23 protein-coding genes are annotated in these 25,905 nt (G+C 68.3%); 16 read left to right on the top strand and 7 right to left on the bottom strand.

Annotated features, from left to right (window positions below; all coding sequences use genetic code 11):
- The first annotated feature begins 195 nt into the window (after nt 1-195).
- The 4 genes from ACIQ0W_RS03495 to ACIQ0W_RS03480 all read left to right on the top strand — a co-directional run bounded on the left by ACIQ0W_RS03495 (nt 196) and on the right by ACIQ0W_RS03480 (nt 3,339).
- Nucleotides 196-780: an ATP-dependent Clp protease proteolytic subunit gene (locus ACIQ0W_RS03495; protein WP_396641454.1), complete on the top strand. Its 585-nt coding sequence runs from the start codon at nt 196-198 to the stop codon at nt 778-780.
- Nucleotides 781-811: 31 nt separating this feature from the next.
- On the top strand, nt 812-1,498 hold the full coding sequence (locus tag ACIQ0W_RS03490) for an ATP-dependent Clp protease proteolytic subunit (RefSeq protein ID WP_396641654.1): 687 nt from the start codon (nt 812-814) through the stop codon (nt 1,496-1,498).
- A 112-nt stretch (nt 1,499-1,610) separates the two neighbouring features.
- Entirely contained in the window at nt 1,611-2,879 is a 1,269-nt protein-coding gene (gene clpX, locus ACIQ0W_RS03485) for an ATP-dependent Clp protease ATP-binding subunit ClpX (RefSeq protein ID WP_396641453.1), read from the top strand.
- A 13-nt stretch (nt 2,880-2,892) separates the two neighbouring features.
- The gene (locus ACIQ0W_RS03480; protein WP_396641452.1) at nt 2,893-3,339 is read left to right on the top strand and encodes a hypothetical protein; all 447 of its coding nucleotides are present in this window, start codon (nt 2,893-2,895) and stop codon (nt 3,337-3,339) included.
- Between the two features lie 7 nt (nt 3,340-3,346).
- Here the strand turns inward: ACIQ0W_RS03480 and ACIQ0W_RS03475 are convergent, their stop codons facing one another.
- The 3 genes from ACIQ0W_RS03475 to valS all read right to left on the bottom strand — a co-directional run bounded on the left by ACIQ0W_RS03475 (nt 3,347) and on the right by valS (nt 8,331).
- Nucleotides 3,347-5,404 (bottom strand): M3 family metallopeptidase, encoded by a 2,058-nt coding sequence (locus tag ACIQ0W_RS03475; RefSeq protein ID WP_396641451.1) that lies wholly within the window; start codon nt 5,402-5,404, stop codon nt 3,347-3,349.
- 109 nt (nt 5,405-5,513) lie between these two features.
- A complete protein-coding gene (locus tag ACIQ0W_RS03470) occupies nt 5,514-5,762 on the bottom strand; it encodes a hypothetical protein (RefSeq protein ID WP_396641450.1) in 249 nt (82 codons plus the stop codon).
- Between the two features lies 1 nt (nt 5,763).
- Nucleotides 5,764-8,331 (bottom strand): valine--tRNA ligase, encoded by a 2,568-nt coding sequence (gene valS / locus ACIQ0W_RS03465; protein ID WP_396641449.1) that lies wholly within the window; start codon nt 8,329-8,331, stop codon nt 5,764-5,766.
- Nucleotides 8,332-8,576: 245 nt separating this feature from the next.
- On the opposite strand from valS, the gene ACIQ0W_RS03460 reads away from it, so the two are divergent.
- Nucleotides 8,577-9,437, top strand: a complete 861-nt coding sequence (locus ACIQ0W_RS03460) for an endonuclease domain-containing protein (protein ID WP_396641448.1) — start codon at nt 8,577-8,579, stop codon at nt 9,435-9,437.
- Nucleotides 9,438-9,503: 66 nt separating this feature from the next.
- On the opposite strand, the gene ACIQ0W_RS03455 is transcribed toward ACIQ0W_RS03460, so the two are convergent.
- Together ACIQ0W_RS03455 and ACIQ0W_RS03450 are read right to left on the bottom strand one after the other, a co-directional pair.
- The gene (locus ACIQ0W_RS03455) at nt 9,504-10,049 is read right to left on the bottom strand and encodes a GNAT family N-acetyltransferase (RefSeq protein ID WP_396641447.1); all 546 of its coding nucleotides are present in this window, start codon (nt 10,047-10,049) and stop codon (nt 9,504-9,506) included.
- A gap of 1 nt (nt 10,050) precedes the next feature.
- Entirely contained in the window at nt 10,051-10,710 is a 660-nt protein-coding gene (locus ACIQ0W_RS03450) for a pentapeptide repeat-containing protein (RefSeq protein WP_396641446.1), read from the bottom strand.
- Nucleotides 10,711-11,121: 411 nt separating this feature from the next.
- On the opposite strand from ACIQ0W_RS03450, the gene ileS reads away from it, so the two are divergent.
- The 4 genes from ileS to ndk are packed head-to-tail and all read left to right on the top strand — an operon-like array spanning nt 11,122 to nt 16,860.
- Nucleotides 11,122-14,652: an isoleucine--tRNA ligase gene (ileS, locus tag ACIQ0W_RS03445; RefSeq protein WP_396641445.1), complete on the top strand. Its 3,531-nt coding sequence runs from the start codon at nt 11,122-11,124 to the stop codon at nt 14,650-14,652.
- The gene (locus tag ACIQ0W_RS03440) at nt 14,649-16,043 is read left to right on the top strand and encodes a folylpolyglutamate synthase/dihydrofolate synthase family protein (protein WP_304688891.1); all 1,395 of its coding nucleotides are present in this window, start codon (nt 14,649-14,651) and stop codon (nt 16,041-16,043) included. The genes ileS and ACIQ0W_RS03440 overlap by 4 nt, the downstream gene beginning before the upstream one ends.
- Nucleotides 16,040-16,447 carry a DUF4233 domain-containing protein gene (locus ACIQ0W_RS03435; RefSeq protein WP_396641444.1) on the top strand — a complete coding sequence of 136 codons (408 nt, stop codon included), beginning with the start codon at nt 16,040-16,042 and terminating at the stop codon, nt 16,445-16,447. Before ACIQ0W_RS03440 ends, ACIQ0W_RS03435 begins: the two co-directional genes overlap by 4 nt.
- Nucleotides 16,444-16,860 carry a nucleoside-diphosphate kinase gene (gene ndk, locus ACIQ0W_RS03430; RefSeq protein WP_396641443.1) on the top strand — a complete coding sequence of 139 codons (417 nt, stop codon included), beginning with the start codon at nt 16,444-16,446 and terminating at the stop codon, nt 16,858-16,860. Before ACIQ0W_RS03435 ends, ndk begins: the two co-directional genes overlap by 4 nt.
- Before the next feature lie 132 nt (nt 16,861-16,992).
- Here ndk and ACIQ0W_RS03425 read toward each other — a convergent pair whose 3' ends face one another.
- Nucleotides 16,993-17,598 carry a vitamin K epoxide reductase family protein gene (locus ACIQ0W_RS03425; RefSeq protein ID WP_304688885.1) on the bottom strand — a complete coding sequence of 202 codons (606 nt, stop codon included), beginning with the start codon at nt 17,596-17,598 and terminating at the stop codon, nt 16,993-16,995.
- 317 nt (nt 17,599-17,915) lie between these two features.
- On the opposite strand from ACIQ0W_RS03425, the gene ACIQ0W_RS03420 reads away from it, so the two are divergent.
- Nucleotides 17,916-20,516: an Rne/Rng family ribonuclease gene (locus ACIQ0W_RS03420; RefSeq protein ID WP_396641442.1), complete on the top strand. Its 2,601-nt coding sequence runs from the start codon at nt 17,916-17,918 to the stop codon at nt 20,514-20,516.
- A 55-nt stretch (nt 20,517-20,571) separates the two neighbouring features.
- Here the strand turns inward: ACIQ0W_RS03420 and ACIQ0W_RS03415 are convergent, their stop codons facing one another.
- A complete protein-coding gene (locus ACIQ0W_RS03415; protein ID WP_396641441.1) occupies nt 20,572-20,853 on the bottom strand; it encodes a DUF4031 domain-containing protein in 282 nt (93 codons plus the stop codon).
- Nucleotides 20,854-21,223: 370 nt separating this feature from the next.
- On the opposite strand from ACIQ0W_RS03415, the gene rplU reads away from it, so the two are divergent.
- The 6 genes from rplU (at nt 21,224) to ACIQ0W_RS03385 (ending at nt 25,900) form a co-directional block, all read left to right on the top strand.
- Complete coding sequence (gene rplU, locus ACIQ0W_RS03410) at nt 21,224-21,532, top strand: 50S ribosomal protein L21 (RefSeq protein ID WP_396641440.1); 309 nt, start codon at nt 21,224-21,226, stop codon at nt 21,530-21,532.
- Nucleotides 21,533-21,548: 16 nt separating this feature from the next.
- Nucleotides 21,549-21,806: a 50S ribosomal protein L27 gene (gene rpmA, locus ACIQ0W_RS03405; protein ID WP_304689720.1), complete on the top strand. Its 258-nt coding sequence runs from the start codon at nt 21,549-21,551 to the stop codon at nt 21,804-21,806.
- Between the two features lie 81 nt (nt 21,807-21,887).
- A complete protein-coding gene (gene obgE / locus ACIQ0W_RS03400) occupies nt 21,888-23,402 on the top strand; it encodes a GTPase ObgE (RefSeq protein WP_304689718.1) in 1,515 nt (504 codons plus the stop codon).
- The gene (proB, locus tag ACIQ0W_RS03395; RefSeq protein WP_304689716.1) at nt 23,399-24,298 is read left to right on the top strand and encodes a glutamate 5-kinase; all 900 of its coding nucleotides are present in this window, start codon (nt 23,399-23,401) and stop codon (nt 24,296-24,298) included. Before obgE ends, proB begins: the two co-directional genes overlap by 4 nt.
- A gap of 89 nt (nt 24,299-24,387) precedes the next feature.
- The gene (locus ACIQ0W_RS03390; protein WP_396641653.1) at nt 24,388-25,614 is read left to right on the top strand and encodes a glutamate-5-semialdehyde dehydrogenase; all 1,227 of its coding nucleotides are present in this window, start codon (nt 24,388-24,390) and stop codon (nt 25,612-25,614) included.
- 46 nt (nt 25,615-25,660) lie between these two features.
- Nucleotides 25,661-25,900, top strand: a complete 240-nt coding sequence (locus tag ACIQ0W_RS03385) for a hypothetical protein (protein WP_304689715.1) — start codon at nt 25,661-25,663, stop codon at nt 25,898-25,900.
- The last annotated feature ends 5 nt before the right edge of the window (nt 25,901-25,905 follow it).

The raw sequence follows: 25,905 nt of genomic DNA, 5'->3' as shown, positions 1-25,905 counted from the left end.
CCTGTGTCGTGGGGTGTCTCGCCGCACCCGGGGTGTTTCGGCGCCGGCTGGCGTCGGCCGGGCCCCCCGGTCGACCCAAACGGGCGACCGCGGGGGAGCGCGCCGCGACACCCTCTCTGCCCAGGGCGAACACGGGCGAAGCCGCTGATCCGCGCCGGTAGATTCGTCGCAGACGTACAACGAATGGGAGCAACGATGGCCGAACCATTGATGGCAACGAGTGTCTTCGACAGGCTGCTGAAGGACCGCATCATCTGGCTGGGATCCGAGGTGCGCGACGAGAACGCCAACGAGATCTGCGCCAAGATCCTGCTGCTCGCCGCGGAAGACCCCGAGAAGGACATCTTCCTCTACGTGAATTCGCCCGGTGGATCGATCACCGCCGGTATGGCGATCTACGACACGATGCAGTTCGTGCCGAACGACATCGTCACGGTCGGCATCGGCATGGCCGCCTCGATGGGCCAGCTCCTGCTCACGAGCGGATCCAAGGGCAAGCGCTACATCACGCCCAACGCGCGCGTGCTGCTGCACCAGCCCCACGGCGGCTTCGGTGGTACCTCGAGCGACATCCAGACGCAGGCTCAGCTCATCGTCTCGATGAAGAACCGCCTGGCCGAGATCACGGCGGCGCAGACCGGCAAGTCCGTGGAGCAGATCAACGAGGACGGGGACCGCGACCGCTGGTTCACCGCACAGGAAGCCCTCGAGTACGGCTTCGTCGACCACATCCGCGCGCACCTTTCCGACGTCACCGGCGGCGGCGGAACGGCCAACTGAAGGCTCGAAGGACAGACAAGGAAGCATGAATATGGACATCCCCACCTTCGGCTCGGCCGCGGCACAGGGTCTCGCGCACCGCGGACACCAGGCCCCCGGATCGCGCTACATCCTGCCCCAGTTCGAGGAGCGCACGGCCTACGGCTACAAGCGCCAGGACCCGTACAACAAGCTGTTCGAGGACCGCGTGATCTTCCTGGGCGTCCAGGTCGACGACGCCTCGGCGGATGACGTCATGGCCCAGCTTCTGGTTCTCGAGAGCCAGGATCCCGACCGCGACATCATCATGTACATCAACTCGCCCGGTGGCTCGTTCACCGCGATGACGGCGATCTACGACACCATGCAGTACGTGTCACCGCAGATCCAGACCGTCGTGCTCGGTCAGGCGGCCTCGGCCGCGGCCGTGCTGCTCGCGGCCGGTGCCCCCGGCAAGCGCCTCGCGCTGCCGAACGCCCGCATCCTGATCCACCAGCCCGCCATGGGCGAGGCCGGTCACGGGCAGGCGTCCGACATCGAGATCCAGGCTGCCGAGATCCTGCGCATGCGCACCTGGCTCGAGGACACGCTGGCCAAGCACAGCAACAAGTCGCGCGAAGAGGTCAACCGCGACATCGATCGCGACAAGATCCTGAGCGGTGTCGACGCTGTCGCGTACGGCCTCGTCGACCAGGTTCTGACGACACGCAAGCGCGTTCCCGCGGCACTCACCAAGTAGTCCGCGACCAGCTCGCCCCGGCATCGGGTCAATACGACCGATGTCGGGGCGAGTTGTTAGGCTCGCACTATTGTCCCGCCCGGTTGTCCGGGCACGCATGAGGAGGAGCCCGATGGCCCGCATCGGCGAAAGCGCAGACCTGTTCAAGTGCTCCTTCTGTGGCAAGAGCCAGAAGCAGGTCGTGCAGTTGATCGCCGGACCCGGCGTCTACATCTGCGACGAGTGCGTCGAGCTCTGCAACGAGATCATCGAAGAGCGGATGGCCGAGGCCGGTACCGGCGTCGTCTCGGACTTCGATCTGCCCAAGCCGCGCGAGATCTTCTCGTTCCTCGAGGAGTACGTCGTCGGGCAGCAGGATGCCAAGCGCGCCCTGTCCGTCGCCGTCTACAACCACTACAAGCGCGTGCGTGCCCACGGCACGATCCAGTCGGCCGAGCAGCGTGCCGAAGAGGTCGAGATCGCGAAGAGCAACATCCTGCTCCTCGGCCCGACGGGTTGTGGCAAGACGTACCTCGCACAGACGCTCGCGAAGCGCCTCAACGTTCCGTTCGCAGTTGCGGACGCGACGGCTCTGACGGAGGCCGGATACGTCGGCGAAGACGTCGAGAACATCCTGCTCAAGCTCCTCCAGGCCGCCGACTTCGACACCAAGCGTGCCGAGACGGGCATCATCTACATCGACGAGGTCGACAAGATCGCCCGCAAGGCCGAGAACCCCTCGATCACTCGGGATGTCTCGGGCGAGGGTGTGCAGCAGGCGCTGCTGAAGATCCTCGAGGGCACGGTCGCGTCGGTTCCGCCGCAGGGCGGCCGCAAGCACCCGCACCAGGAGTTCATCCAGATCGACACGACGAACGTGCTGTTCATCGTCGCCGGTGCGTTCGCGGGGCTCGAAGAGATCATCTCGTCGCGCGTCGGTCGTCACGGCGTCGGCTTCGGTGCCCGTCTGCACGAGAAGGATGACGACCAGAACCTCTTCAGCGAGGTCCTGCCCGAAGACCTGCACAAGTTCGGCCTCATCCCCGAGTTCATCGGGCGTCTGCCCGTCGTGGCATCCGTGTCCCAGCTCGACCGTGAGGCGCTCATCGAGATCCTCACGGGCCCGCGCAACGCGCTCGTCAAGCAGTATCAGCGCATGTTCGAGCTCGACGGCGTTGAGCTCGACTTCGAGCGCGACGCGCTCGACGCGATCGCCGAGCTCGCGGTCGGTCGGAAGACCGGTGCCCGCGGCCTCCGCGCGATCCTCGAGGATGTGCTCGGACCGATCATGTTCGACATCCCCTCCACCGAGAACGTCGCGAAGGTCATCGTCACCCGCGCCGCGGTCGATGACGGTGCCGCGCCGACGCTCGTGATGAACCGAGCGAAGAAGAGCGCCTGACCGCTTTCGCGTCATGATGACCCCTCCGGAGAGTCGTCGGCGGCGCAGGCGACGCGCGGCCGGTGCCGTCGGTATCGCCGGCCTCGTCGCGGGTCTCGCCGGCTGCTCGCTCGATGCCGTCATCTGGGGGGCAGACGGCGCCCGCGTCATCGACACCTCCGAGCGCCTCATCGACGCCGCGGGCGCCGCCGATGCGGACGGTCTCTTGTGCTCCGGTGCGGAGGTTGATCTCGGAGAGGCGGCGGACTGGCGCGAGCTGTCGGCTGGCGAGCCCGAGCGATTCTCTGACGGATATTGGCCGCAGCAGGCCGGTCTCGACCCGGCCTGGAACATCAATCTCGAGAATCTCGTGCCAGGGGGTCCAGGCCTCGGCGCCACGTACCCGGGGGATGTGTTCTACCGCGAGACCGACGACGGACTCTGCGTCATCGATATCGCGTGGTCGACCGTCGTCGGATAGCGAAGCGCTAGGCGTCGAGTCCCCGGCGCGACAGCAGCGGCTGGATGTCGGCGTCGCGGCCGCGGAAGTCGCGGTAGGCCTCGAGCGGATCCTTCGATCCGCCCACGCCGAGCAGGCGCTGGCGGAAGCGGTCGCCGTTGTCGCGGCGCAGCCCGCCGTGCGTGCGGAACCACTGCACCGTGTCGGCGTCGAGCACCTCGCTCCAGATGTAGGAGTAGTAGCCGGCGCTGTAGCCGCCCGAGAAGACGTGGGCGAAGTATGTGGACGCGTAGCGCGGGGGCACGGCGGGCAGGTCGAGCCCGATGTTGGCCAGCGCCTCGCGCTCGAAGTCGGCCACGGAGGTCACGGATTCCGCCGCGCTCTCGGACAGCGAGTGCCAGGCCTGATCGAGCCAGGTCGCGGCGAGGTATTCGCTCGTCGCGAAGCCTTGGTTGAACGTCTCGGTCGAGCGGAGCCGGTCGACGATGTCTTCCGGAAGCGGTTCGCCCGTTTCGACGTGCCGGGCGTAGTTCCGAAGTACTTCGGGCCACAGGATCCACATCTCGTTGACCTGGCTCGGGAACTCCACGAAGTCGCGGTGCACGTTGGTGCCCGCGAAGTGGGGGTACGTCACGGTCGCGAACAATCCGTGCAGCGCGTGCCCGAACTCGTGGAAGAGCGTCGTGACCTCGTCGAGTGTGAGGAGCGTTGGGAGGTCCGCACCGGGCTTCGATACGTTGAGGTTGTTGACGACGACCGCTCGCGTGCCGCGCAGGGCGGACTGCGACACGATCGAGTTCATCCAGGCCCCGCCGCGCTTGGAATCGCGCGTGTACAGGTCGAGGACGAACAGCCCGACGGGGGAGCCGTCCTCGTTGAGGACCTCGAATACCCGGACTTCGGGGTGGTACGCGCGCAGGTCGGGTCGCTCGATAAACCGCACGCCGTAGAGCTGTTCAGCGGCGTAGAAGACACCGTCCTGCAGGACGCGCTCAGCCTCGAACCAGGGCCGGAGCGCCGCGGTGTCGATGTCGAAGTTCGCCGTGCGGACCTTCTCGGTGTAGAACGCCCAGTCGTGGGCTTCGATCGCGAAAGGTTTCGCTTCGGCATCCGCGAGAACCTGCAGCGCGGCTCGCTCGCGTTCGGTGTTGCGCGCGGCGGGCACCGCGAGGCGGCGGAGCAGCTCGTGCACGGCCTCGGGCGATCCGGCGGTCTCGTCGGCGGTGATGTAGGCGGCGTGGGATTCATAACCGAGCAGCGCGGCGCGCTCGGCGCGCAGACGCACGATCTCGGTCAGGACGGCGCCGTTGTCGTTCGCGTTCCCGCGGTTGCCACGCGCTCGCGATGCCTCCATGATCCGGCGGCGGCTCTCGCGGTTCGTCAGAACCGAGAGGTACGGATGCCCCGTGAACAACGTGAGAGTGATGGCGTACGAGCCCTCCCGCCCGCGGTCGGCTGCCGCCTGTGCCGCGGCCGAGATCTCGCCCTCGGTGAGGCCGTCGAGCTCGGCCGGATCGTCGAAGATCACGGCGAGGTCGTTCGTGTCGGCGAGCAGATTCTTCTCGAACGTGGTGGTGAGCACCGAGAGCCGCTGGTTGAGCTCCGTGAGCCGGGCCTTCGCCGCGGCGTCCAGCCCTGCCCCAGCGTGGTTCATCTCGCGATGGTGGCGCTCGACGAGGAAGCGCTGCTCGGGGTTCAGGTCGAGGTCATCGATCTGCTCGAGCACCGTCGAGATGCGATCGAAGAGTGCGCCGTCGAGCTGGATCGCATCCTGGTGCGCCGCCATGAGGGGCGCGAGGGCCTCTTCGATCTCTTGGATCTCGGGCGTGGCGTCGGCGGAGGACACCGTGTAGAAGGTGTGTGCGACGCGGCCGAGGAGGTCACCGCTCTGCTCCAGCGCGATGAGCGTGTTCTCGAACGTCGGGTGCTCGTCATCCGCCGTGATCGCGTCGATCTCGGCCCGCTGGGCGGCGAAACCCTGCTCGAACGCGGGCAGGTAATGCTCGGGACGGATGGCCGCGTAGTCGGGCAGTTCGTAGGGGAGAGCGCTGCGCGTGAGGAGGGGATTCGAGACGTCGGAGACCATTCAGCCAGCGTATCCCGGGCTCGGGCTGCTCCCTTCGACGGGCTCAGGGAGCGTGGCGGTTCCGCCGGTCGCTGAGCCTGTCGAAGTAAGCCGTCATGCCGGTGCGGACTCAGCCGAATTCGTCGTCCGGGTCGTGGCGGACGACGGCCTCACCGTCGGCGTTCAGCTCGACGATGATCCCCGCGTCCAGTTCGGCGACGGGCCGTCCCTCGAGCCAGGTGAGCGTCCAGCGCGACTTCGGCGCACCGGCCTGGGCCGGGCCGGTGGCCTCCTCGACGCTGGTGATCGCCGCGCGAAGAGCGGCGGGCACGGCTGCGGGGGGCTCCTCGCCCGCCGTCCATCGGGTTCCCAGTTGCATGTCAGACCTCCGGTGCCAGTTCGATAGCCGAGACCCGGGTGGTCTCACCCGGAATGAATTCGATGTTCATGATGCGGCCCACGGCGCGCAGGTCGTCCTCGGCCAGACGCAGCGCGGCGATCGTCGCATCCGTGCCCTCGATCGTCGCGTGATCGACCGGGGTCTTCTGCGAAGCCTTCGCCTCGGTCTTGGCGCGACGGATGCCTGTCAGCGCCTCGCTCGCCGCGACCAATACCGCGGGGTCACCGGGGCGATCCGCGACGACCGGCCAGGCGCTGGTGTGCACCGAGTCGTCGTGGAACCACGACCAGGCCTCCTCGGCCGCGAACACGAGCACGGGCGCGAGCAGGGCGAGCAGCGTCTCGAGCGCGATGCGCAGGGCGAGTGCTGCGGATGCCTGGCCCTCGTTCGTGCGGTCGTACGCGCGCTCCTTGACGAGTTCGAGGTAGTCGTCGCAGAACGTCCAGAAGAAGGACTCGGTCAGCTCCAGCGCTCGGGCGTGGTCGTAGGACTCGAGCGCCTTCGTGGCGTCCCGCACGACGCCGTCGAGCGTCGCGAGCATCGAGGCATCCAGCGCGTGTGTCACCTCGGCGTCCTCGGGAACCGGGAACGACAGCACGAACTTCGCGGCGTTCAGCACCTTGATCGCAAGGCGTCGGCCGATCTTGATCTGCGTCGGGTTCTGCGGATCGAACGCGGCGTCCGTGCCAAGGCGGCTCGAGGCCGCCCAGTACCGCACGGCATCGGAACCGTGCTGCTCGAGGATGTCGGCGGGCGTGACGACGTTGCCCTTCGACTTCGACATCTTCTTGCGGTCGGGATCGACGATGAAGCCCGAGATCGCGGCATCCGTCCACGGGGTACGGCCGTCCTGCAGAGCACTGCGGAGGAGGGTCGAGAAGAGCCAGGTGCGGATGATGTCCTGACCCTGGGGCCGCAGGTCGAACGGTGCGACGAGGTCCCAGAGCTGCGGATCGCGCTCCCAGCCGCCCGCGAGCTGCGGGGTCAGCGACGAGGTGGCCCAGGTGTCGAAGATGTCGAGCTCGGGGGTGAAGCCACCGGGCACGTCGCGCTGGTCGGCCGTGTACCCGGGCGGCACATCGGTCGACGGATCGACCGGAAGCTGCGAGGCATCCGGCGTCAGCACGCGGTCGTGGTCGCGCTCACCGTTCTCGTCGAGCGGGTACCAGACGGGGATCGGCACGCCGAAGAAGCGCTGGCGTGAGACGAGCCAGTCGCCCGTGAGGCCGTTCACCCAGTTCTCGTATCGCACACGCATGAAGTCGGGGTGCCACGCGATCTCGTTGCCGAGCGCGAGCAGGCGGTCGCGCAGCTCGGCGTCACGGGCCCCGTTGCGCAGGTACCACTGACGGGTCGAGACGATCTCGAGGGGTCGGTCGCCCTTCTCGAAGAACTTCACGGCGTGTGTGAAGGGCTTCGGGTCGCCCTCCATCTCGCCCGACTCGGCGAGCAGCTCGACGATGCGCTTCTTGGCGCTGAACACGGTCTTTCCGGCGAGCTCCGCATACGCGGTCTTCGCGGCATCCGTCTGGAGTGCTTCGGGCGCCTCGGCGATGATGCGTCCGTCGCGGCCGATGATCGTGCGGTTGGGCAGATCGAGCTCCCGCCACCAGATGATGTCGGTCACGTCGCCGAACGTACAGATCATGGCGATGCCCGAGCCCTTGTCCTGCTGGGCGAGCGGATGCGCGAGCACCGGCACCTCGACGCCGAACAGCGGGCTCGTGACGGTCGTGCCGAACAGCGGCTGGTAGCGCTCGTCATCCGGGTGCGCCACGAGTGCGACGCACGCGGCGAGCAGCTCGGGGCGCGTGGTCTCGATGAAGACGTCGTCGCCGTCGGGCTTGTGGAACGCGAGGCGATGGTACGCGGCGGGCTGGTCGCGGTCTTCGAGCTCGGCCTGTGCGATCGCCGAGCGGAAGTCGACGTCCCACAGCGTCGGGGCGAGCGCGCGGTAGGCCTCGCCGCGCTCGAGGTTCTTCAGGAACGCGAGCTGGCTCGTGCGGATCGTGTCGTCCGAGATGGTGCGGTAGGTCTGGGTCCAGTCGACGCTCAGGCCGAGGCTGCGCCAGAGGTCCTCGAATGCCTTCTCGTCCTCGACCGTGAGGCGCTCGCACAGCTCGATGAAGTTGCGGCGGCTGACGGGGATCTGGTCCGCGGCCTTGCTCGACTTGTTGTCGCCGCCCTCGAACGGGGGTGCGAAGTCGGCGTCGTAGGGCAGGGTGGGGTCGCAGCGCACGCCGTAGTAGTTCTGCACGCGTCGCTCGGTCGGCAGCCCGTTGTCGTCCCAGCCCATGGGGTAGAACACGGTCTTGCCGCGCATCCGCTCGAACCGCACCTTGGTGTCGGTGTGCGTGTAGCTGAACACGTGTCCGATGTGGAGGCTCCCGCTCGCTGTCGGCGGGGGAGTGTCGACGCTGTAGACCCCCTGGCGACCGGATGCCTCGGCTGCTGCGCGATCGAAGAGGTACGTGCCCCGTTCGCTCCATGCGGCATCCCACTTGTTTTCGAGGCCCTCGAGAGCCGGCTTGTCGGGTACTTCGGCCATGGGTGTCTCCTCGATATGTGCGGCACGGTGTGTGCGTGCCTGAGTGTGGGGATGTCCGTCGAGTTTATCGCGCGGGGTGGCGGCCGCGCTGCGCGTTCGTTCCGGAGGGCGTGGTCATTCCGGAGGGAGAAACGCCGTGAATCCATCCTCCGGAGTGACCAGACCCTCCCGAATGAACAGCGGGCGGGATGGAGGAGCTCTCCACAAGGGGAGGGGGAGCCGCGGCGTCCACCATTCTCGTCAGGATGTCTCAGCCCAGACGCCATGCCGTGTCGAATGGGACGGTGGATGTGGTCTCGTTCGTCAGGGCACGCGGTGGCGTCGTCCGCTCTGCCGTGCTTCGGGATGCGGGCGCCACCAACCGAGAGCTGACAACTGCCGTCGTCGAGGGATTTCTTTCGCGGCCGCGGCGTGGGTGGCTTGTCGTACCGGGGACCGACCCCGACATGGTGGCCGCCGCACGGCACGGTGTCGTCCTGACGTGCATAACGCAGGCCCGGCGCCTCGGGCTGTGGGTGCTCGAACACGATCGGCCACACGTCGGAGCTCCGCCGCACGCAGGCAATGTCGCGGTCCCCGCGGCGAGGGTGCACTGGCACAAGCCTGTGGTGCCGAGGCATCCGGATGCGCTCGTCGACCCGATCGAGAACGTGCTCGTGCTCGTCGCGGTGTGTCAGCCCTTCGAGGCGGCGATCGCGGTCTGGGAATCGGCGCTTCGGCAGCGGCTCGTCGACATCGAAGTATTGAGACGGATGCGCCTACCCGCCGCCGCACGCGAGATGTTGGACCGGGCGAGCCCCTGGTCAGATTCGGGGCTCGAGACGTTCGTCGTGCCACGCCTGCGGTGGCTGCGGCTTCCGCTGCGGCGGCAGATCTGGATCGCCGGGCACCGCGTCGACCTGCTGATCGGGGACCGGCTGGTGCTGCAGATCGACGGCGGGCACCACGTCGGGGCTCAGCGAGAGGAGGACATCGCACACGACGCGGCGCTGCGCCTGCTCGGATACCACGTGATCCGGGTGGGTTATGCGCAGGTCATCGACCGGTGGCACGAGGTGCAGGACCTCATCATGCGGGCGGTGGCGCAGCGGCTGCACCTGGCGTGAGCGGCTGCACCTGGCGTGAGCGGCTGCACCTGGTGTGAGCAACCGGAACGCCACGCATTCGTGGTGCTAACCCCGGCGGCGCGGCTCGTCCGCCATCCACGTCGCCCGTGACACAGCGAAGGCGAGGTGCGGCATGTCGATGTCGCGGTACCGCGTGATGAAGCGGCGGCGCACCATCATGCCTAGGCGGATCGCCACGTTCATGGACGCGAGGTTCGTGTCCCGCACCTTCGCGTAGACGTCGTCGACATTGAGCGTCCCGAATGCCCACCCGACGCACGCCCGCGCGGCCTCGACGGCGTAGCCGCGATGCCAGTGGTCGCGAGCGAGGTGGTAACCGACCTCGATCACCGAGTTGTCCTCGATCTTCTGCGTCGTGATGCCACAGTCGCCGATCAGCTCACCGGTTTCGCGCAGCACGACACCCCACAGGCCGAACCCGTCCGTTGCGTATCGCTCGATCTGACGGCCGACCCAGGACCGCGTCTCATCGAGTTCGAAGCCGTGCTCGTACGCCGCCATCGCGACGGGATCGCCGAGCGCGCGGTGGAGTGCCGGCACGTCCGCGTCGGTGAGGTCCCGCAGCGTCAGGCGCGGTGTTTCGAGCAGCATCTCAGTCCCTGACCTGGATACCGAGGGCCGCGGCGAGCGCGGGCGCCAGCCGCTCAATCTGTACGGCGCTCAGGGTCGTGGCGCGGAGCGCCGCGGCATCCGTCAGCGAAAGCATCTCGAGTCCGCTCAGGTCCACATCCTCGGCGCGGAGGCCCCGGGCATCGACCTCGTCGGCGCGGGTGTCGTCGAACCGCACACGCTTCGCGGTTGTCTGGGGGAGATCGAGACTGCCGATGACGCAACCGGCGACCAGCAGGTCTTCGATGCGCGCTCCGCCGAGCGTCAGGTAGTCGATCCGGATGCCCCGCAGCTCGACCTCGTCGATGTCCGCCATACCGAGGTCGAGCGTCCCGATGCGTCCACCCGTGAAACGCACACGGCGAAGTCGAGATCCGCGGGCCGACACCGTCGTTGCGCGCAGCTGATCGATCTCGACGTCGACCAGGCTCGCGCCGGTGAGCGTAAGGGAGTCGACGGATGCCCCGGTCAGGCGGGACTCCGAGATCTCGGCGTGCGAGGCATCCGTCGTCGCGTCCAGCTCGGCGAGGTGTTGTTGGAAGTACTCACCGTCACGATCCCAGCCGCGCCCTTCCACGAGGTCGCTCGGCAGATCGGGGGCCGAGACCCTCGGGGCGAACGGATGCTCTTCGCGTCGGGCCATCCGTTGACGCTACCGCGGAGGCAGGGTCGCACGCCGGGTAACACGGACATCCGAGAGGTGCGACTGCCTCGGATTCTGACTCAGTTGCCTCATCCGGTCACATCCGTCCCACGGATCCTCTCGGATGTTCGCCCTGCCCCCGGAACCACGGACAACCGGGGCCGGTTAGACTGAACACACGAGCATCGATCCGGCCATCACCGGGGAGCTCTCGGAAGAACGGGGCCCCGCCGTCACGATGGGGTCCTCAGTAGAACCGAGCGGGGCAGGCCCGTCACAGCCGCTGTGAAAGTGGCTGCGCATAGCGGCAAGCAGGGTGGTACCGCGGCTCGACTGGATCGCACTCCCGCACGGGAGAGGGTGCAGCGCGTCGTCCCGGCAGGAAGCACACGACAGCACCTGCGAGAAGCCATGACCTACCCCCAGCCCTCAGCGTTCGGACCCGCCGCCGATGCGGTTCCGCCGAGCCCCCGCTTTCCCGAGATCGAGCGCGAGGTGCTCGACTTCTGGCGCGACGACGACACGTTCCGAGCGAGCATCGCCCAGCGCGACGGCTCCGAGGAGTGGGTGTTCTACGACGGCCCGCCCTTCGCCAACGGCCTGCCGCACTACGGCCACCTGCTCACCGGATACGCGAAGGACCTCTTCCCGCGCTTCCAGACCATGCGCGGCAAGAAGGTCGACCGCGTCTTCGGATGGGACACGCATGGCCTGCCCGCCGAGCTCGAGGCCATGAAGCAGCTCGGCATCACCGAGAAGGCGCAGATCGAGGCCATGGGCATCGACACCTTCAACGCCAAGGCGCGCGAGTCGGTGCTGGCATACACGCACGAGTGGCAGGACTACGTCACCCGCCAGGCGCGCTGGGTCGACTTCGACAACGGCTACAAGACCCTCGACACCTCCTACATGGAGAGCGTGCTGTGGGCCTTCAAGACCCTGTACGACAAGGGCCTGGCCTACGAGGGCTACCGCGTGCTGCCGTACTGCTGGCGCGACGAGACGCCGCTCTCGACCCACGAGCTGCGCATGGACGACGACGTGTACCGGATGCGTCAGGACCCGTCGGTGACCGTCACGTTCCCCCTCGTCGGGCTGAAGGCCGAGGCGCTCGGGGTGACCGGCGTCCGCGCGCTCGCCTGGACCACCACGCCCTGGACGCTGCCGACCAACATGGCGCTCGCCGTGGGCCCCGACATCCGCTACGTCGTCCTTCCCGCCGGCCCCGCGGGTGCGGCCGATGTGCACCACGCCCCTTCGACAGGCTCAGGGGCCGTGGGTGTGGCGGACGACCCGATCGAGGCATCAGCGCACCGCTACCTGCTCGCGGCGGACCTGCTCGGGAACTACGCGAAGGACCTCGGTTACGAGAACGCCGCTGCTGCCTCCGTGGCCGTCGAGCGCGAGATCATGGGCGCCGAGCTGGCGGATGTCTCGTACGACCGCCTGTTCGACTACTACGCCGACGCCGAGGTGTGGGGCACGCAGAACGCGTGGCGCATCCTCGTCGACGACTACGTCACGACCACCGACGGAACCGGCATCGTCCACCAGGCCCCGGCCTACGGTGAGGACGACCAGCGGATCAGCGAGGCCGCGGGCATCCCGACGATCCTGAGCCTCGACGACGGCGGGCGATTCCTTCCCACGGTGACGGATGTCGCGGGCGACCTGTGGATGGACGCCAACACGCCGCTCATCCGCCTCCTCCGCCAGGCCGGCCGGCTCGTGCGCGAGGCGAGCTACGAGCACTCGTACCCGCACTGCTGGCGATGCCGGAACCCCTTGATCTACAAGGCCGTGTCGAGCTGGTTCGTGCGGGTGACGGACTTCCGCGACCGCCTCGTCGAGCTGAACGAAGACATCACCTGGGTGCCCGAGAACGTCAAGCACGGCCAGTTCGGCAAGTGGGTCGAGGGCGCGCGCGACTGGTCGATCAGCCGCAACCGCTACTGGGGTTCGCCGATCCCGATCTGGAAGAGCGACGACCCCGAGTACCCGCGCGTCGACGCATACGGCTCGCTCGAAGACATCGAGCGCGACTTCGGACGGCTGCCGCGCAATGACTCCGGCGAGGTCGACCTGCACCGCCCGTACATCGACGAGCTGACGCGACCGAACCCCGACGATCCGACCGGCCAGAGCACGATGCGCCGCATCGAGGACGTGCTCGACGTCTGGTTTGACTCGGGCTCGATGCCGTTCGCCCAGGTGCACTACCCGTTCGAGAACCGCGACTGGTTCGACTCGCATTCGCCCGCCGACTTCATCGTCGAGTACATCGGGCAGACGCGCGGCTGGTTCTACGTCATGCACGTGCTCTCGGGCGCGCTGTTCGACCGTCCGGCCTTCAAGGCCGTGTCGGCGCACGGCATCGTGCTGGGCAGCGACGGTCAGAAGATGTCGAAGTCGCTGCGCAACTATCCGGATGTCTCGGAGGTGCTCGACCGCGACGGCTCCGACGCCATGCGCTGGTTCCTGATGTCGAGTTCGGTGCTGCGGGGCGGCAACCTCGTCGTCACGGAGGAAGGCATCCGCTCGGGCGTCCGCGAGTTCCTGCTGCCGCTGTGGAGCTCGTGGTATTTCTTCTCGACGTACGCGAATGCCGCATTCGCTGGTGGTGCGAACGCCGCTTTCGCCGGTGTCCCTTCGACAGGCTCAGGGACCGAGGTCACCGGCTCAGGGACCGATGCAGCAGGCTCAGGGACCGATGCTCGGGATGCCGCGGGCTACACGGCCTCGTGGCGTACCGACTCGACCGACGTGCTCGACCGCTACATCCTGGCGCTGCTCGGCGAGCTCGTCAGGGACGTCGCGACTGATCTCGAGGGTCTCGACTCGACGACGGCGGCCGCACGCCTGCGCGACTTCGCCGAGGTGCTGACCAACTGGTACATCCGGCGCTCGCGCGACCGGTTCTGGGTGGGCGTCGACCCGTCCGACCCGACGACGACCGAGGCGTTCGACACGCTCTACACCGTGCTCGAGACGCTCACTCGTGTTTCCGCGCCGCTCATCCCGCTCGTCAGCGAGCGCGTGTGGCAGGGCCTGACGGGTGGGCGGAGCGTCCACCTGCAGGACTGGCCGGAAGCCGACGCGCTTCCGGCGGCCCCCGACATCCGTTCCGCGATGGACGCGGTGCGCGAGGTCTCGAGCGTTGCGAACGCCCTGCGCAAGCGGGAGGGCAAGCGCGTGCGTCTGCCCCTCGCGCGTTTGTCGGTTGTCGTGACGGATGCCGCGGCCCTGGCGCAGTTCGACGAGATCCTGCGCGACGAGCTCAACGTCAAGTCCGTCGAGCTGATCGAGCTCCAGGCCGACACGGCGGCGAACTACGGCATCACGCACCGCCTGACGGTCAACGCTCGGGCGGCCGGGCCGCGCATCGGCAAGGACGTGCAGCGTGCCATCCAGGCCGCGCGTTCGGGCGATTGGTCGGAGACGGATGGCGCCGTCATCGCGGGTGGCATCGCGCTCGAGCCGGGGGAGTACGAGCTGGCGCTCGAGACCGCGGGCCGGCCAGAGGGTGAGGCGCTCGCGCTGCTGCCCGGCGGCGGGTTCGTGCTGCTCGACACCACGACGACGCCCGAGCTGGAGGCCGAAGGGCTGGCGCGCGACGTCATCCGTGCGGTGCAGGACACGCGCAAAGCCGCAGGCTTCGACGTCAGCGACCGGATCCACCTCGTCGTCACCTTCGACGAGGAGGCTGACGCGCAGGCCGTCTCGGAGGGGTTCGAGACCGCGGATGTCGCGGGCGAGACCCTCGCGGTCGAGTACCTGCTTGGGACGAAGGGCGACACCCTCCGCGGCTCGTCGCGCAGCTTCGCGGGCGAGAAGGCGAAAGCGGAGCACAAGGCATCCTTCGCCGCGGGCGCCTTCGCGAACGCCGGGGCATTCACCGTCGCGGTGACGCGGGCGGAGACCCGAACGGAAGGACGCGCATGAGCGAGAACCCGACGGACGACATCATGCCCGAGAGCACGCCCGAAGACAGTGCGCGAGCGGATGCCGTGTACTCGGCGCTGCTCGCGCGGGCGGGGGAGCGGTGGGTACAGCCGCGCAAGGAGCGCACAGCGCGCCTACTCGACTACCTCGGCGACCCGCAGCGCACCTACCGTGTCGTGCACGTGACCGGCACGAACGGCAAGACGAGCACGAGCCGCATCATCGAGAGCCTGCTGCGCGCCCACGGGCTGCGCACGGGACTGTTCACGAGCCCGCACCTCGAGCGCTTCACGGAACGCATCATGATCGACGGGTTCCCGGTGCTCGATGCGGCCGTCGCCGACGCGTGGGACGAGATGACCCCGTTCGTCGCCCTGGTCGACGCTGAGCTCGTCGAGGCGGGGGAGGAGCCCCTGACGTTCTTCGAGCTGCTCACCGCGCTGGCGTTCGTCGCTTTCGCCGACGCCCCGATCGACGTGCTAGTGCTCGAGGTCGGTATGGGCGGGTCGTGGGACTCCACGAACACGGCGGACGGGGATGTGGCGGTGTTCGCCCCGATCGACCTCGACCACGCCGATCGGCTGGGCGACACGATCGCGAAGATCGCCGATGTCAAGGCCGGAATCATCAAGGACGGTGCAGCGGTCGTGTCGGCACGACAGCCCGCTGAAGCCGTTGAGGTCCTCCGCGCGGCTGCAGAGGCCCGCGGCGCGACCATCGCCTTCGAGGGTGAGGGCTTCGCCCTCACTTCAGATCGTCTGGCCGTCGGCGGGCAGCTCATTTCGGTACGGGGCCTCGTCGGCACGTACGACGACGAGTACCTGCCCCTGTACGGCGTCCACCAGGGCGCGAACGCGGCCCTCGCGATAGCGGCCGTCGAGTCCCTGATCGGGGGCGCGACGCAGGCGATCGCCGGCGACATCCTGGCGGACGGCCTCGGCGCTGTGACCTCGCCCGGGCGCCTGCAACTCGTGGGCACCAACCCGACCGTGCTCATCGACGCGGCGCACAACCCGCACGGTGCACGCGCCCTGGCCGACGCACTGCGCGCCTCGTTCGACTTCGACGAGTGGGGCGTGGTCCTCGGAGTCCTCGGCGACAAGGATGCCGTCGGCATCGTCGCGGCCCTCGCGCCGATCGCGACCGAGGTCTTCGTGACGGCACCCGATTCCGACCGGGCCGACAGTCCCGACGCACTGGCCGACATCGTCGAGGCGGCGGGGCTGCACGCGAGCGTGCACCCGAATCTCGACGACGCGGCGGAGTCCGCGCGCGCCTGGGCCGGGGAATCCGCTCGTCGCGCGGTGATCATCGCCGGATCGGTCGTACTCGCCGGTGAGGCCGTGTCGCTCGCCGCGAGCGAGGGCTGGAAGAGCGGGGGAGCGTCGTGAGCGCCGCGCGACAACCTCGGCAGCGTCGCCCGCGGCCGAAGCGCAGTCTGACGGCACAGCTGGCGTCGGTCGTCCTGGGGTTCGAGGCGATCATCGTCTTTCTCGGCGGGCTCGTGATCTTCGGCCTCAAGGTGCTCCCGGCCGGCATCCCCGACTGGTTCGGCATCGTGGCGGGTGCCGCCGTCGCCGTCGTGATGATCGCGACGACTGGGTTCGTCGACAAGCCGGCCGGAATAGCCACAGGCTGGGTGCTCCAGGTGATCGTCGCGCTGTCGGCGTTCCTCGTGCCCGCAATGCTGCTGATCGCCCTGATCTTCGGCGGCATGTGGGCATACGCGACCATTCAAGGACCGAGAATCGAAGCACCAACGCGCGCTGCGGCGCCGGAAGGAGAAACACAATGATCACGGAAGAGACGCTCGTCCTCGTCAAGCCGGACGGTGTCGCCCGCGGCCTGACCGGAGACATCCTGGCCCGCATCGAGCGGAAGGGCTACGCGCTCGTCGACATCAAGCTCGTTGAGCCCGACCGCGACGTGCTCGAGCGTCATTACGCCGAGCACGAGGGCAAGCCGTTCTATGAGCCGCTGCTGGAGTTCATGATGTCGGGCCCGGCCGTGGCGATCCGCCTCGCTGGCAACCGCGTGATCGAGGGCTTCCGCTCGCTCGCCGGCACGACCGACCCGACGGGCGCCGCACCCGGAACGATCCGCGGCGACTTCGGCCGCGACTGGGGCCTGGCCGTGCAGCAGAACCTCGTGCACGGCTCGGACAGCCCCGAGTCGGCCGCGCGCGAGCTCGGCATCTGGTTCGCCTGAGCCGACCGCGCGGGCCGCATCCCGCGCCGAACGGACGCAACACGCCGTGCGAGGTCATGGCTCGCGGCGTGTTGCGTCCGTTCGCGCGCTATGCGGGCGAGCGCTCGAGCGAGTCGGAGCGCGGATGCGGCGTCAGAACAGGTTGTTCAGCACGTCGAGGCGTAGCTGCGCCAGGATCGCGACGACCGCGTAGCTGACGACCGCCATCAGCGGCACCCAGCCCATCAACGTGTCGGCAGTCTTACGCACCCCGGACGGCACAGGCACGATCCCCGACCGGAACACGTGCAGCGTCACTGCGTAGAACGTCGGGATCGTCACGAGCCAGGTCACCATGCACCACGGGCACAGCGTCCCCAGAACGTAGATGCTCTGGCTGATCAGCCAGATGACGAAGCCGATCGCGAAGATCATGCCGGCCTCGAACAGCCACCAGAACCAGCGTGCGAAGCGCGCTCGAGCGAGGATGGCGACGCCGACGACGATCGGGGCGACCCACGCGCCGAGTCCGATCAGGGGGTTCGGGAACCCGAACACCATGCCCTGCCATGACTCGAGGTTGGCGCGGCACTGCACCAGAATGCTGAAGTCGCACGACAGTGACGCGTTCGGGTCGGCGAGAAGATGGATCCGCTCGAGCGTGAGCTGGAACGCCGCCCACCAGCCGATCACGCCGGCGATGATGAGCCAAACCGCGAGGGCCACGGGTCGGGTGTGCGTCTGGGAGGGCGTTGCCATGCCTCGGATTATGACACCGGAATCTGCGGGAACGACGCGGGCGCAGCCGTCGATAACGCCGCGGGAATCGTGACACGAGGGCATCGTGCCCGGCGCGGGGCGGACATTCGCGCCCGGATGATGCGATAATGAGATCTAGACGCCTCTCCGGCCGCGCCGGACGGGTATCGACGAAGACTTCGGGCGATGATCGCCCTTCGCAGCACGAGCCACGGGCCTGCTGCAGACCGAGTGAGTTCGCGGCACCGCAGGTGCGGTGCTGCACGAGATTTCGCCGGGTGACGCGCGGATGTCGCCCGCCAGGGAGTGCGCCAGCGATGGCTGATGACAACAATGACAATGACCGCAACGACCTTCAGGAAGCGTCACCGGCCGAACCGCCGTTGACGCACGTGGAGGACGCCCGGCAGAGCGAGGATGCCCCGTCTGTCGACGAGGGTGTCTCTTCTGAGCCCGAGGGTGCTCCGTCTGTCGACGAGGGTGTCTCTTCTGAGCCCGAGGGTGCTCCGTCGCTTGACGAAGCGGCGCCCGCGGCGGAGGAAGCCGCGCCGGAGGCCGAGGAGCCTTCTGCCGAGCCAGAAGCGTCCGCGGCTGAGCCCACGGAGACCGAAGCACCCGCCGCGGAAGCATCCGAGCCTCAAGCGCAACCTGAAACCGAGCCCGAGCCCGAGCCCGAGCCCGAGCCCGAGCCAGACCCCGAGCCGACTGTTCCCACCGCGGTGGCGTTGGGGCTGCTGCCCGAGGTCTTCGTGTCGCAGGTCTCGACCCAGCTCATGTTCTACGCGCCCGAGATCGTGCCGCTTCCCGCGGCCCCGTCCGGTCGCGACGAGCGTCCCGAGCGGGACGAGCCCGAAGAACGCACCCCCCGTGAGTCCCAGGGCTCGTCGCGTCGCCGCAACCGCCGCCGTGCGGGCGAAGAGACCAACGAGCCGCAGGATGCTTCCACGGTGGTCCGAGTGCGTCAGCCCCGCGCTGTCGAGGTCATCACCGAGCCCCAGCGGATCAAGGGCTCGACGCGGCTCGAGGCCAAGAAGCAGCGTCGTCGTGACGGTCGCGAGGCCGGCCGTCGCCGGGCCGTCGTCACCGAAGCGGAATTCCTCGCGCGCCGTGAGGCGGTCGACCGCGACATGATCGTTCGTTCCAAGAACGGCCGCATCCAGATCGCGGTGCTCGAGGACAACGTCCTCGTCGAGCACTATGTCGCCCGTAACCAGGACGCCTCGCTCATCGGCAACGTCTACCTCGGTCGCGTGCAGAACGTCCTGCCGAGCATGGAGGCGGCGTTCGTCGACATCGGCCGTGGACGTAACGCCGTGCTGTACTCCGGCGAGGTCGACTGGGATGCCGTCGAGACCGGCAACCAGCCGCGTCGCATCGAGCTCGCGCTCAAGTCCGGCGACCGTGTTCTCGTCCAGGTCACGAAGGACCCGGTCGGACACAAGGGCGCCCGCCTCACCAGCCAGATCTCGCTGCCCGGCCGCTACCTCGTGTACGTGCCCGCCGGATCGATGAACGGCATCTCCCGCAAGCTCCCCGACACCGAACGGGCGCGCCTGAAGCGCATCCTGAAGGAAGTTCTGCCCGAGTCGTCCGGCGTCATCGTCCGCACCGCGGCCGAAGGCGCGACGGAAGACCAGCTGACGCGCGACGTGCAGCGACTCACGAGCCAGTGGGAGCACATCTCTTCGCAGCTCGAGACCGTGCAGGCGCCTGCTCTGCTGCACTCGGAGCCGGACCTTTTGGTCAAGATCGTGCGGGATGTCTTCAACGAAGACTTCACGAAGATGCTCATCCAGGGCGAAGAGGCGCAGCGGACGATCGAGGCGTACCTCGAGTCCGTCGCCCCCGACCTGCTCGAGCGCGTTCAGCCGTACGAGGGCGAGCGGGATCCGTTCGACGAGTTCCGCGTGACGGAGCAGATCGAGAAGGCTCTCGATCGCAAGGTCTGGTTGCCCTCGGGCGGTTCGCTCGTGATCGACCGCACCGAGGCGATGACGGTCGTCGACGTCAACACCGGCAAGTTCGTCGGGTCGGGCGGAAACCTCGAAGAGACCGTCACGAAGAACAACCTCGAGGCGGCCGAAGAGATCGTCCGTCAGCTGCGTCTGCGCGACATCGGCGGGATCATCGTCGTCGACTTCATCGACATGGTGCTCGAATCCAACCGGGACCTGGTGCTGCGTCGCCTCGTCGAGTGCCTGAGCCGCGACCGCACGAAGCATCAGGTCGCGGAGGTCACGTCCCTCGGCCTCGTGCAGATGACCCGCAAGAAACTGGGGCTCGGCCTGCTCGAGACGTTCAGTGAGAACTGCGAGGTCTGCGCGGGACGCGGCGTGATCGTGCACCACGATCCGGTCGTGAAGCACCGCTCGTCGTCGTCCGCTCCCTCGAGCGGCGGCGGGTCGAACCGTCGCCCGCGCGGCGGTGGCGCCGGATCGAACGGCGGAGGCAACGGGACGGGCGGCAACGGCGGAACCCACGTGATCACCGAGGGTGTCAAGTCGGCCCTCGCCCAGATCGCCGCATCGACGCTGGGCTCTGGGGCCGAAACCGAGTCGACGGATGCTACCGCTACCGCTGTCGCGACCGTCGAGGAAGTGCGCGAGACCATCGAGACCCTCGAGTCGCTCGAGATCGTTCTGCCCGAGGGTCCCCTGGCTCCGGTCGGGGACGGGGACGGGGAGCGGACGAAGAAGCGTCGCAAGCGCCCCGAGCAGCGGGGCGAGCGCGGTGAGAACCGCGGCGAGCGCGGCGAACAACGCCCTGTCGCGCCGAAATCCGAGAAGGACCAGCTTCTCGACTCCGTGCTGCAGGCTCTGCCCGAGCCCAAGGCGCCGGGTCAGGGACGCCAGCGTCGTCGTGTGTCGACCGGCATCGTGACGGGTACGCCGGTCACCATGCCGAGCGCGGACGAGTAGGAACGCGCAGACTGCCCGAAGAGCGTCGCGGGTGCCCAGGCATCCGCGACGCTTCTCATTTCGTCGGGAGTCCGCGCCGCTCTCGCGCCGTGACGCGCAGCCCCGAGTCGCGGAGCGCGTAGACCAGTTCGCGCGCGGTCACGTGTCGTGCCCCCGCGGCGATGAGGCGGTAGGCGGCGTCTTCGGGCACGTCGTAGTGGTCGAGATCGAAGCCGCGTCGGGGGATGTCGTGGGCGGCGGCGAACGCGTGCAACTCGGCCAGGTTGTCGTCGCTGATGAGATGCGCCCAGAGTCTTCCGTGGGCCGGCCACCGCGCCGTGTCGATCAAGATGGCCATTGGCAGATCCTATGCCAGACCAATCCGTCGTCGGCGTTGCTCCCGAGCGCACGGCCTGCATTCGAACGCGCGGGTTCGGTACGGTGTGCAGGCCGTGCACCCGGCACCAAGCCGTGCACTCGGCGGCGTGGAGCGGGGGAGGAGTGGAACCCCCGACGCGCGGGGCGGATGCTTTTGCCGCATCCGCTTCCGTCGGGTAGACTCGACCCTTGGTGCGTCACGTGCTGCCGCTTTGCGTGCGGCGCGACGAGAGCGAAGCTTCCGCACCGCACCACGGGTAGTTCGGAATCTCACGGGATGCCGCGCCCCGTGGAGCAGAGTCTTTCCGTGACATCGGAACCACAAGGTTCCCCAGAGAAACAGGTGTGAAGTGGTTTACGCAGTAGTGCGCGCCGGTGGCCGCCAAGAGAAGGTCGAGGTCGGTACGATCGTCGTTCTCGATCGTCAGAAGGCCAAGCTCGGCGACAAGATCGAGCTGCCCGCGGTGCTCCTGGTCGACGGAGACAACGTCACCACCGACGCCGACAAGCTTTCGAAGGTGACCGTCACCGCCGAGGTTCTCGGCGAGCTGCGCGGCCCGAAGATCATCATCCAGAAGTTCAAGAACAAGACCGGTTACAAGAAGCGCCAGGGGCACCGTCAGGACCTCACGCGCGTCAAGGTAACCGGCATCAAGTAAGCGCGGGAGATTCGAGATGGCACACAAAAAGGGCGCAAGCTCCACCCGTAACGGTCGCGACTCCAACTCCCAGCGGCTCGGCGTCAAGCGTTTTGGCGGCCAGGTCGTCAGCGCCGGCGAGATCATCGTCCGCCAGCGTGGAACGCACTTTCACCCGGGCGCCGGCGTGGGTCGCGGTGGCGACGACACGCTGTTCGCGCTGCAGGCCGGTTCGGTCGAGTTCGGCAAGAAGGGCGGCCGCAAGGTCGTCAACATCGTCGTCGCCGCGGAGTAATCACGCGAGCGCCGCGGTTCATTTTTCGGTCAGGGGGCGGGCTTCGGCTCGCCCCCTGACCATTTTCGAAAGGAGTGCACGATGGTCTCATTCGTCGACCGGGTGACGCTCCACCTGCGCGCGGGCAAGGGCGGCAACGGCTGCGTCTCGGTTCGCCGCGAGAAATTCAAGCCGCTGGCGGGACCGGATGGCGCGAGCGGCGGCAATGGTGGCGACATCGTGCTCGTCGCAGACCCGCAGGTCACGACGCTGCTGTCGTACCACCACTCGCCGCACCGCACGTCGAACAACGGTGCGTTCGGTGCCGGCGATCTCCGCCAGGGTGCCGCGGGCGAAGATGTCGAGCTGCCGGTTCCGGTCGGAACGGTCGTCAAGGATGCCTCGGGCGAGCTTCTCATCGACATGGTCGAGCCCGGGACGCGATTCGTCGTGGCGCCGGGAGGCGTCGGAGGGCTCGGTAACGCGGCCCTCGCCTCGCCCAAGCGCAAGGCGCCCGGCTTCGCGCTGCTCGGCACGCCCGGGTGGGAGGGCGATGTCCTCCTCGAACTCAAGGTTGTCGCCGACGTGGCGCTCGTGGGCTTCCCGTCGGCCGGCAAGTCCAGCCTGATCGCCGCGATCTCGGCCGCACGGCCCAAGATCGCCGACTACCCGTTCACGACGCTGCACCCGAACCTCGGCGTCGTGCAGGCCGGCGAGGTGCGCTTCACCGTCGCCGACGTGCCCGGCTTGATCGAAGGCGCCAGTGAAGGCCGCGGTCTCGGTCTCGAATTCCTCCGTCACGTCGAGCGCTGCACCGCGCTCGTGCACGTGCTGGACTGCGCGACGCTCGAGCCCGGTCGCGACCCGCTGACCGACCTCGACGTGATTCTCGCCGAATTGGGCGCCTATCCCGTACCCGAAGACCAGTTGCCCCTGCTCGAGCGCCCGCAGCTGATCGCGCTCAACAAGATCGACGTCCCGGAGGGTCGCGAGTTGGCCGCATTCGTGCGGCCCGAGCTCGAGTCGCGCGGCTACCGCGTGTTCGAGATCTCCACCGTCGCGCACGAGGGCCTGCGCGAGCTGACCTTCGCCCTCGGCGAGGTCGTCGCCGAACACCGTGCCGAACTGGCCGCGAAGCCCGCGCCCGAGCGCATCGTGCTGCGCCCGCGGGGCGAGAAGCAGAAGGACTACACGATCCGTGTCGAGGGCGGCACGTACGGCAACCTCTACCGTGTGCTGGGGGACAAGCCCGTGCGTTGGGTTCAGCAGACGGACTTCCAGAACGAAGAGGCCGTGGGCTACCTGGCCGATCGCCTGGCCAAGCTGGGTGTCGAAGACGGACTTGTCCGTGCCGGCGCCGAGCCGGGTTCGACCGTCGTCATCGGCGAGGGTGACGGCGTCGTCTTCGACTGGCAGCCGACGCTCAGCTCCGCGGCCGAGCTCATGACCGCGCCCCGCGGCATGGACCCGCGCCTCGACATGAACACGCGACGCACCACGTCGCAGCGCCGCGAGCGCTATCACGAGCGGATGGATGCCAAAGCGGACGCCCGTGCCGAGTTCGAGGTGCAGCGGCTCGCCGCCGTGGAACGTGGCGAGGTCGAGGGGGACGCGTGAGCACCCTGCACCGCTCCGCTATCGCCGCCGCGAAGCGGATCGTCGTCAAGGTCGGTTCGTCGTCGATCAGCGGCGATCAGGCGGCGACGATCGATGCCATTGTCACCGCCCTCGCCGAAGTCCATGCCCGGGGCACCGAGGTCGTCCTCGTGTCATCCGGTGCGATCGCGACTGCCCTGCCTCTCCTGGAACTCGAGGGGCGACCCACGGACCTCGCCACCCAGCAGGCCGCGGCCGCTGTTGGACAGAACGTCCTCATGTGGCGCTACCAGACGAGCCTCGATCGCTTCGGCGTGCTCGCCGGGCAGGTTCTGCTCACTGCCGGCGACCTCGAGAACTCCACGCCGCGCTCGAACGCGCGCCGGGCGATGGAGCGACTCCTGGGCCTGCGCATCCTGCCGATCGTGAACGAGAACGACACCGTCGCGACGCACGAGATCCGCTTCGGCGACAATGATCGGCTCGCGGCACTCGTCGCCGAACTGATCGGCGCGGACGCGCTCGTCCTGCTCAGCGACATCGAGAACCTGTACACGCGGCCGCCGGGTCAGCCCGGCGCGCGTCCGATCGAGCGCGTGACGTTCGGCGACGATCTGAGTGGGTACGAGTTCGGATCCGTCGTGGTCAACAGCGTCGGCACCGGGGGAGCGGCCACCAAGGTTTCGGCGGCCCGCCTCGCGACCGCCGCCGGGGTCGGGGTGCTGGTAACGAGCGCCGCCCGCGTCGCGGATGCGCTGAGCGGAGCCCCGATCGGTACCTGGTTCGAACCGGATCCCCGGGTGACGCCGACGACGACGACCGGCCCTGTTCGCACCGCGGCGACGAGCGCAGACCTTCCCGCCGCCCCTGCCGACGCTCCCGCAGGCAGGGCCGAGCCCGTCGATACACTGGGCTGATGACCAGCACCGCCCCCAGCGCGACGTCGAGCATCCCTGGCGATGAGTCCTCCTCGGATACCTGGGGTGAAACGACGGCACGCGATCGCATGCGGCTGGCGAAGTCGGCCTCCCGCAGCATCGGGCTCCTCGGCGACGGCGACAAGGCCAGCATGCTTCGGGCCATCGCACACGCCATCGACGAGGCATCCGATCGGATCATCGCCGCGAACGACGAGGATCTGGCGCGCGGTCGGGCGACGGGGCTGTCGGAGTCGCTGCAGGATCGTCTGCGATTGGATGCTCCGCGCGTAGCCGCCCTCGCCGAGGCCGTGCGCGCTGTGGCCGAGCTTCCGGATCCCGTCGGTCGGCTGCTGGACGAGCGGGTACTGCCGAATGGCGTTGTGCTGCAGAAGGTCAGTGTCCCGTTCGGCGTCGTGGGCTCGATCTACGAGGCCCGCCCCAATGTGACGGTCGACATCGCGGCCCTGGCGCTTCGCTCCGGCAACGCCGTCGTGCTGCGCGGCGGGTCGGCTGCCGAGAAGTCCAACGCCGCGCTCGTCGACGTCATGCGCACCGCGCTGGCCGACCGGGGCATCGACGCGGAAGCCATCCAGACCGTCGACGACTTCGGCCGCGAGGGCGCCCGTGAGCTCATGCAGGCGCGCGGGCTGGTGGACGTCCTCGTTCCCCGGGGCAGCGCGCAGCTGATCGAGACCGTGGTGACCGAGTCATCCGTTCCCGTCATCGAGACCGGTGCCGGCGTGGTGCACATCGTGCTCGACGAGTCGGCGCCGCTCGAGTGGGCCCGCGACATCGTCGTGAATGCGAAGGTGCAGCGCCCGAGCGTCTGCAACGCCGTCGAGACCGTGCTGGTCGTGGGGTCAGCCGCCGAGCGCGTGCTGCCGACCGTGGCTGCGGCGCTCCAGGAGCAGGGTGTGACGCTGCACGGCGACGCGCGGACCGCCTCTCTGATCTCGGATGTCGTCCCGGCGACCGACGAGGACTGGTCGACCGAGTACGGCACCCTCGATGTCTCGATCCGTGTCGTCGACCACCTCGACGACGCCCTCGCGCATATCCGTGACTATTCGACCGGGCACACCGAGTCGATCATCACGGACGACGATGCCAACGCCGAGCGATTCCTGGCAGAGGTCGACGCCGCGGTCGTGATGGCCAACGCATCCACGCGATTCACCGACGGTGGGGAATTCGGCTTCGGCGCCGAGGTGGGTATCTCGACGCAGAAGCTGCACGCGCGCGGACCCATGGGGCTTCCCGAACTGACGAGCACGAAGTGGCTCGCGCGCGGTGCCGGGCAGACCCGCCGATAGTTCTCTAGACTGGCAAGACACGCCCACACCCGAACGGAGCATGAGAATGACGCTTGTCACGACGATCCTGGCCGCGGCCGAAGAGGGTCACCACGGCAACGTCGCACTGGAGACGGTGGTTTTCTTCGTCATCGCGCTGGTCGTGTTCGCGGCTCTCGGTCTCGTGGTCTTCTCCTACCGCGACGTGGCCAACCGTCACGCAGGCAAGGCTCAGGCATTCGCCCAGAGCCACGGCACGCCGACGAATAACGCGGCAGTCGAGCACGGGACGGCGAGCGGCCACTAGGTCGG

The sequence above is a fragment of the Microbacterium sp. genome (genome assembly GCF_044340635.1).
Lineage (GTDB): Bacteria > Actinomycetota > Actinomycetes > Actinomycetales > Microbacteriaceae > Microbacterium.
This window is presented reverse-complemented; position numbering and strand designations above follow the sequence as displayed.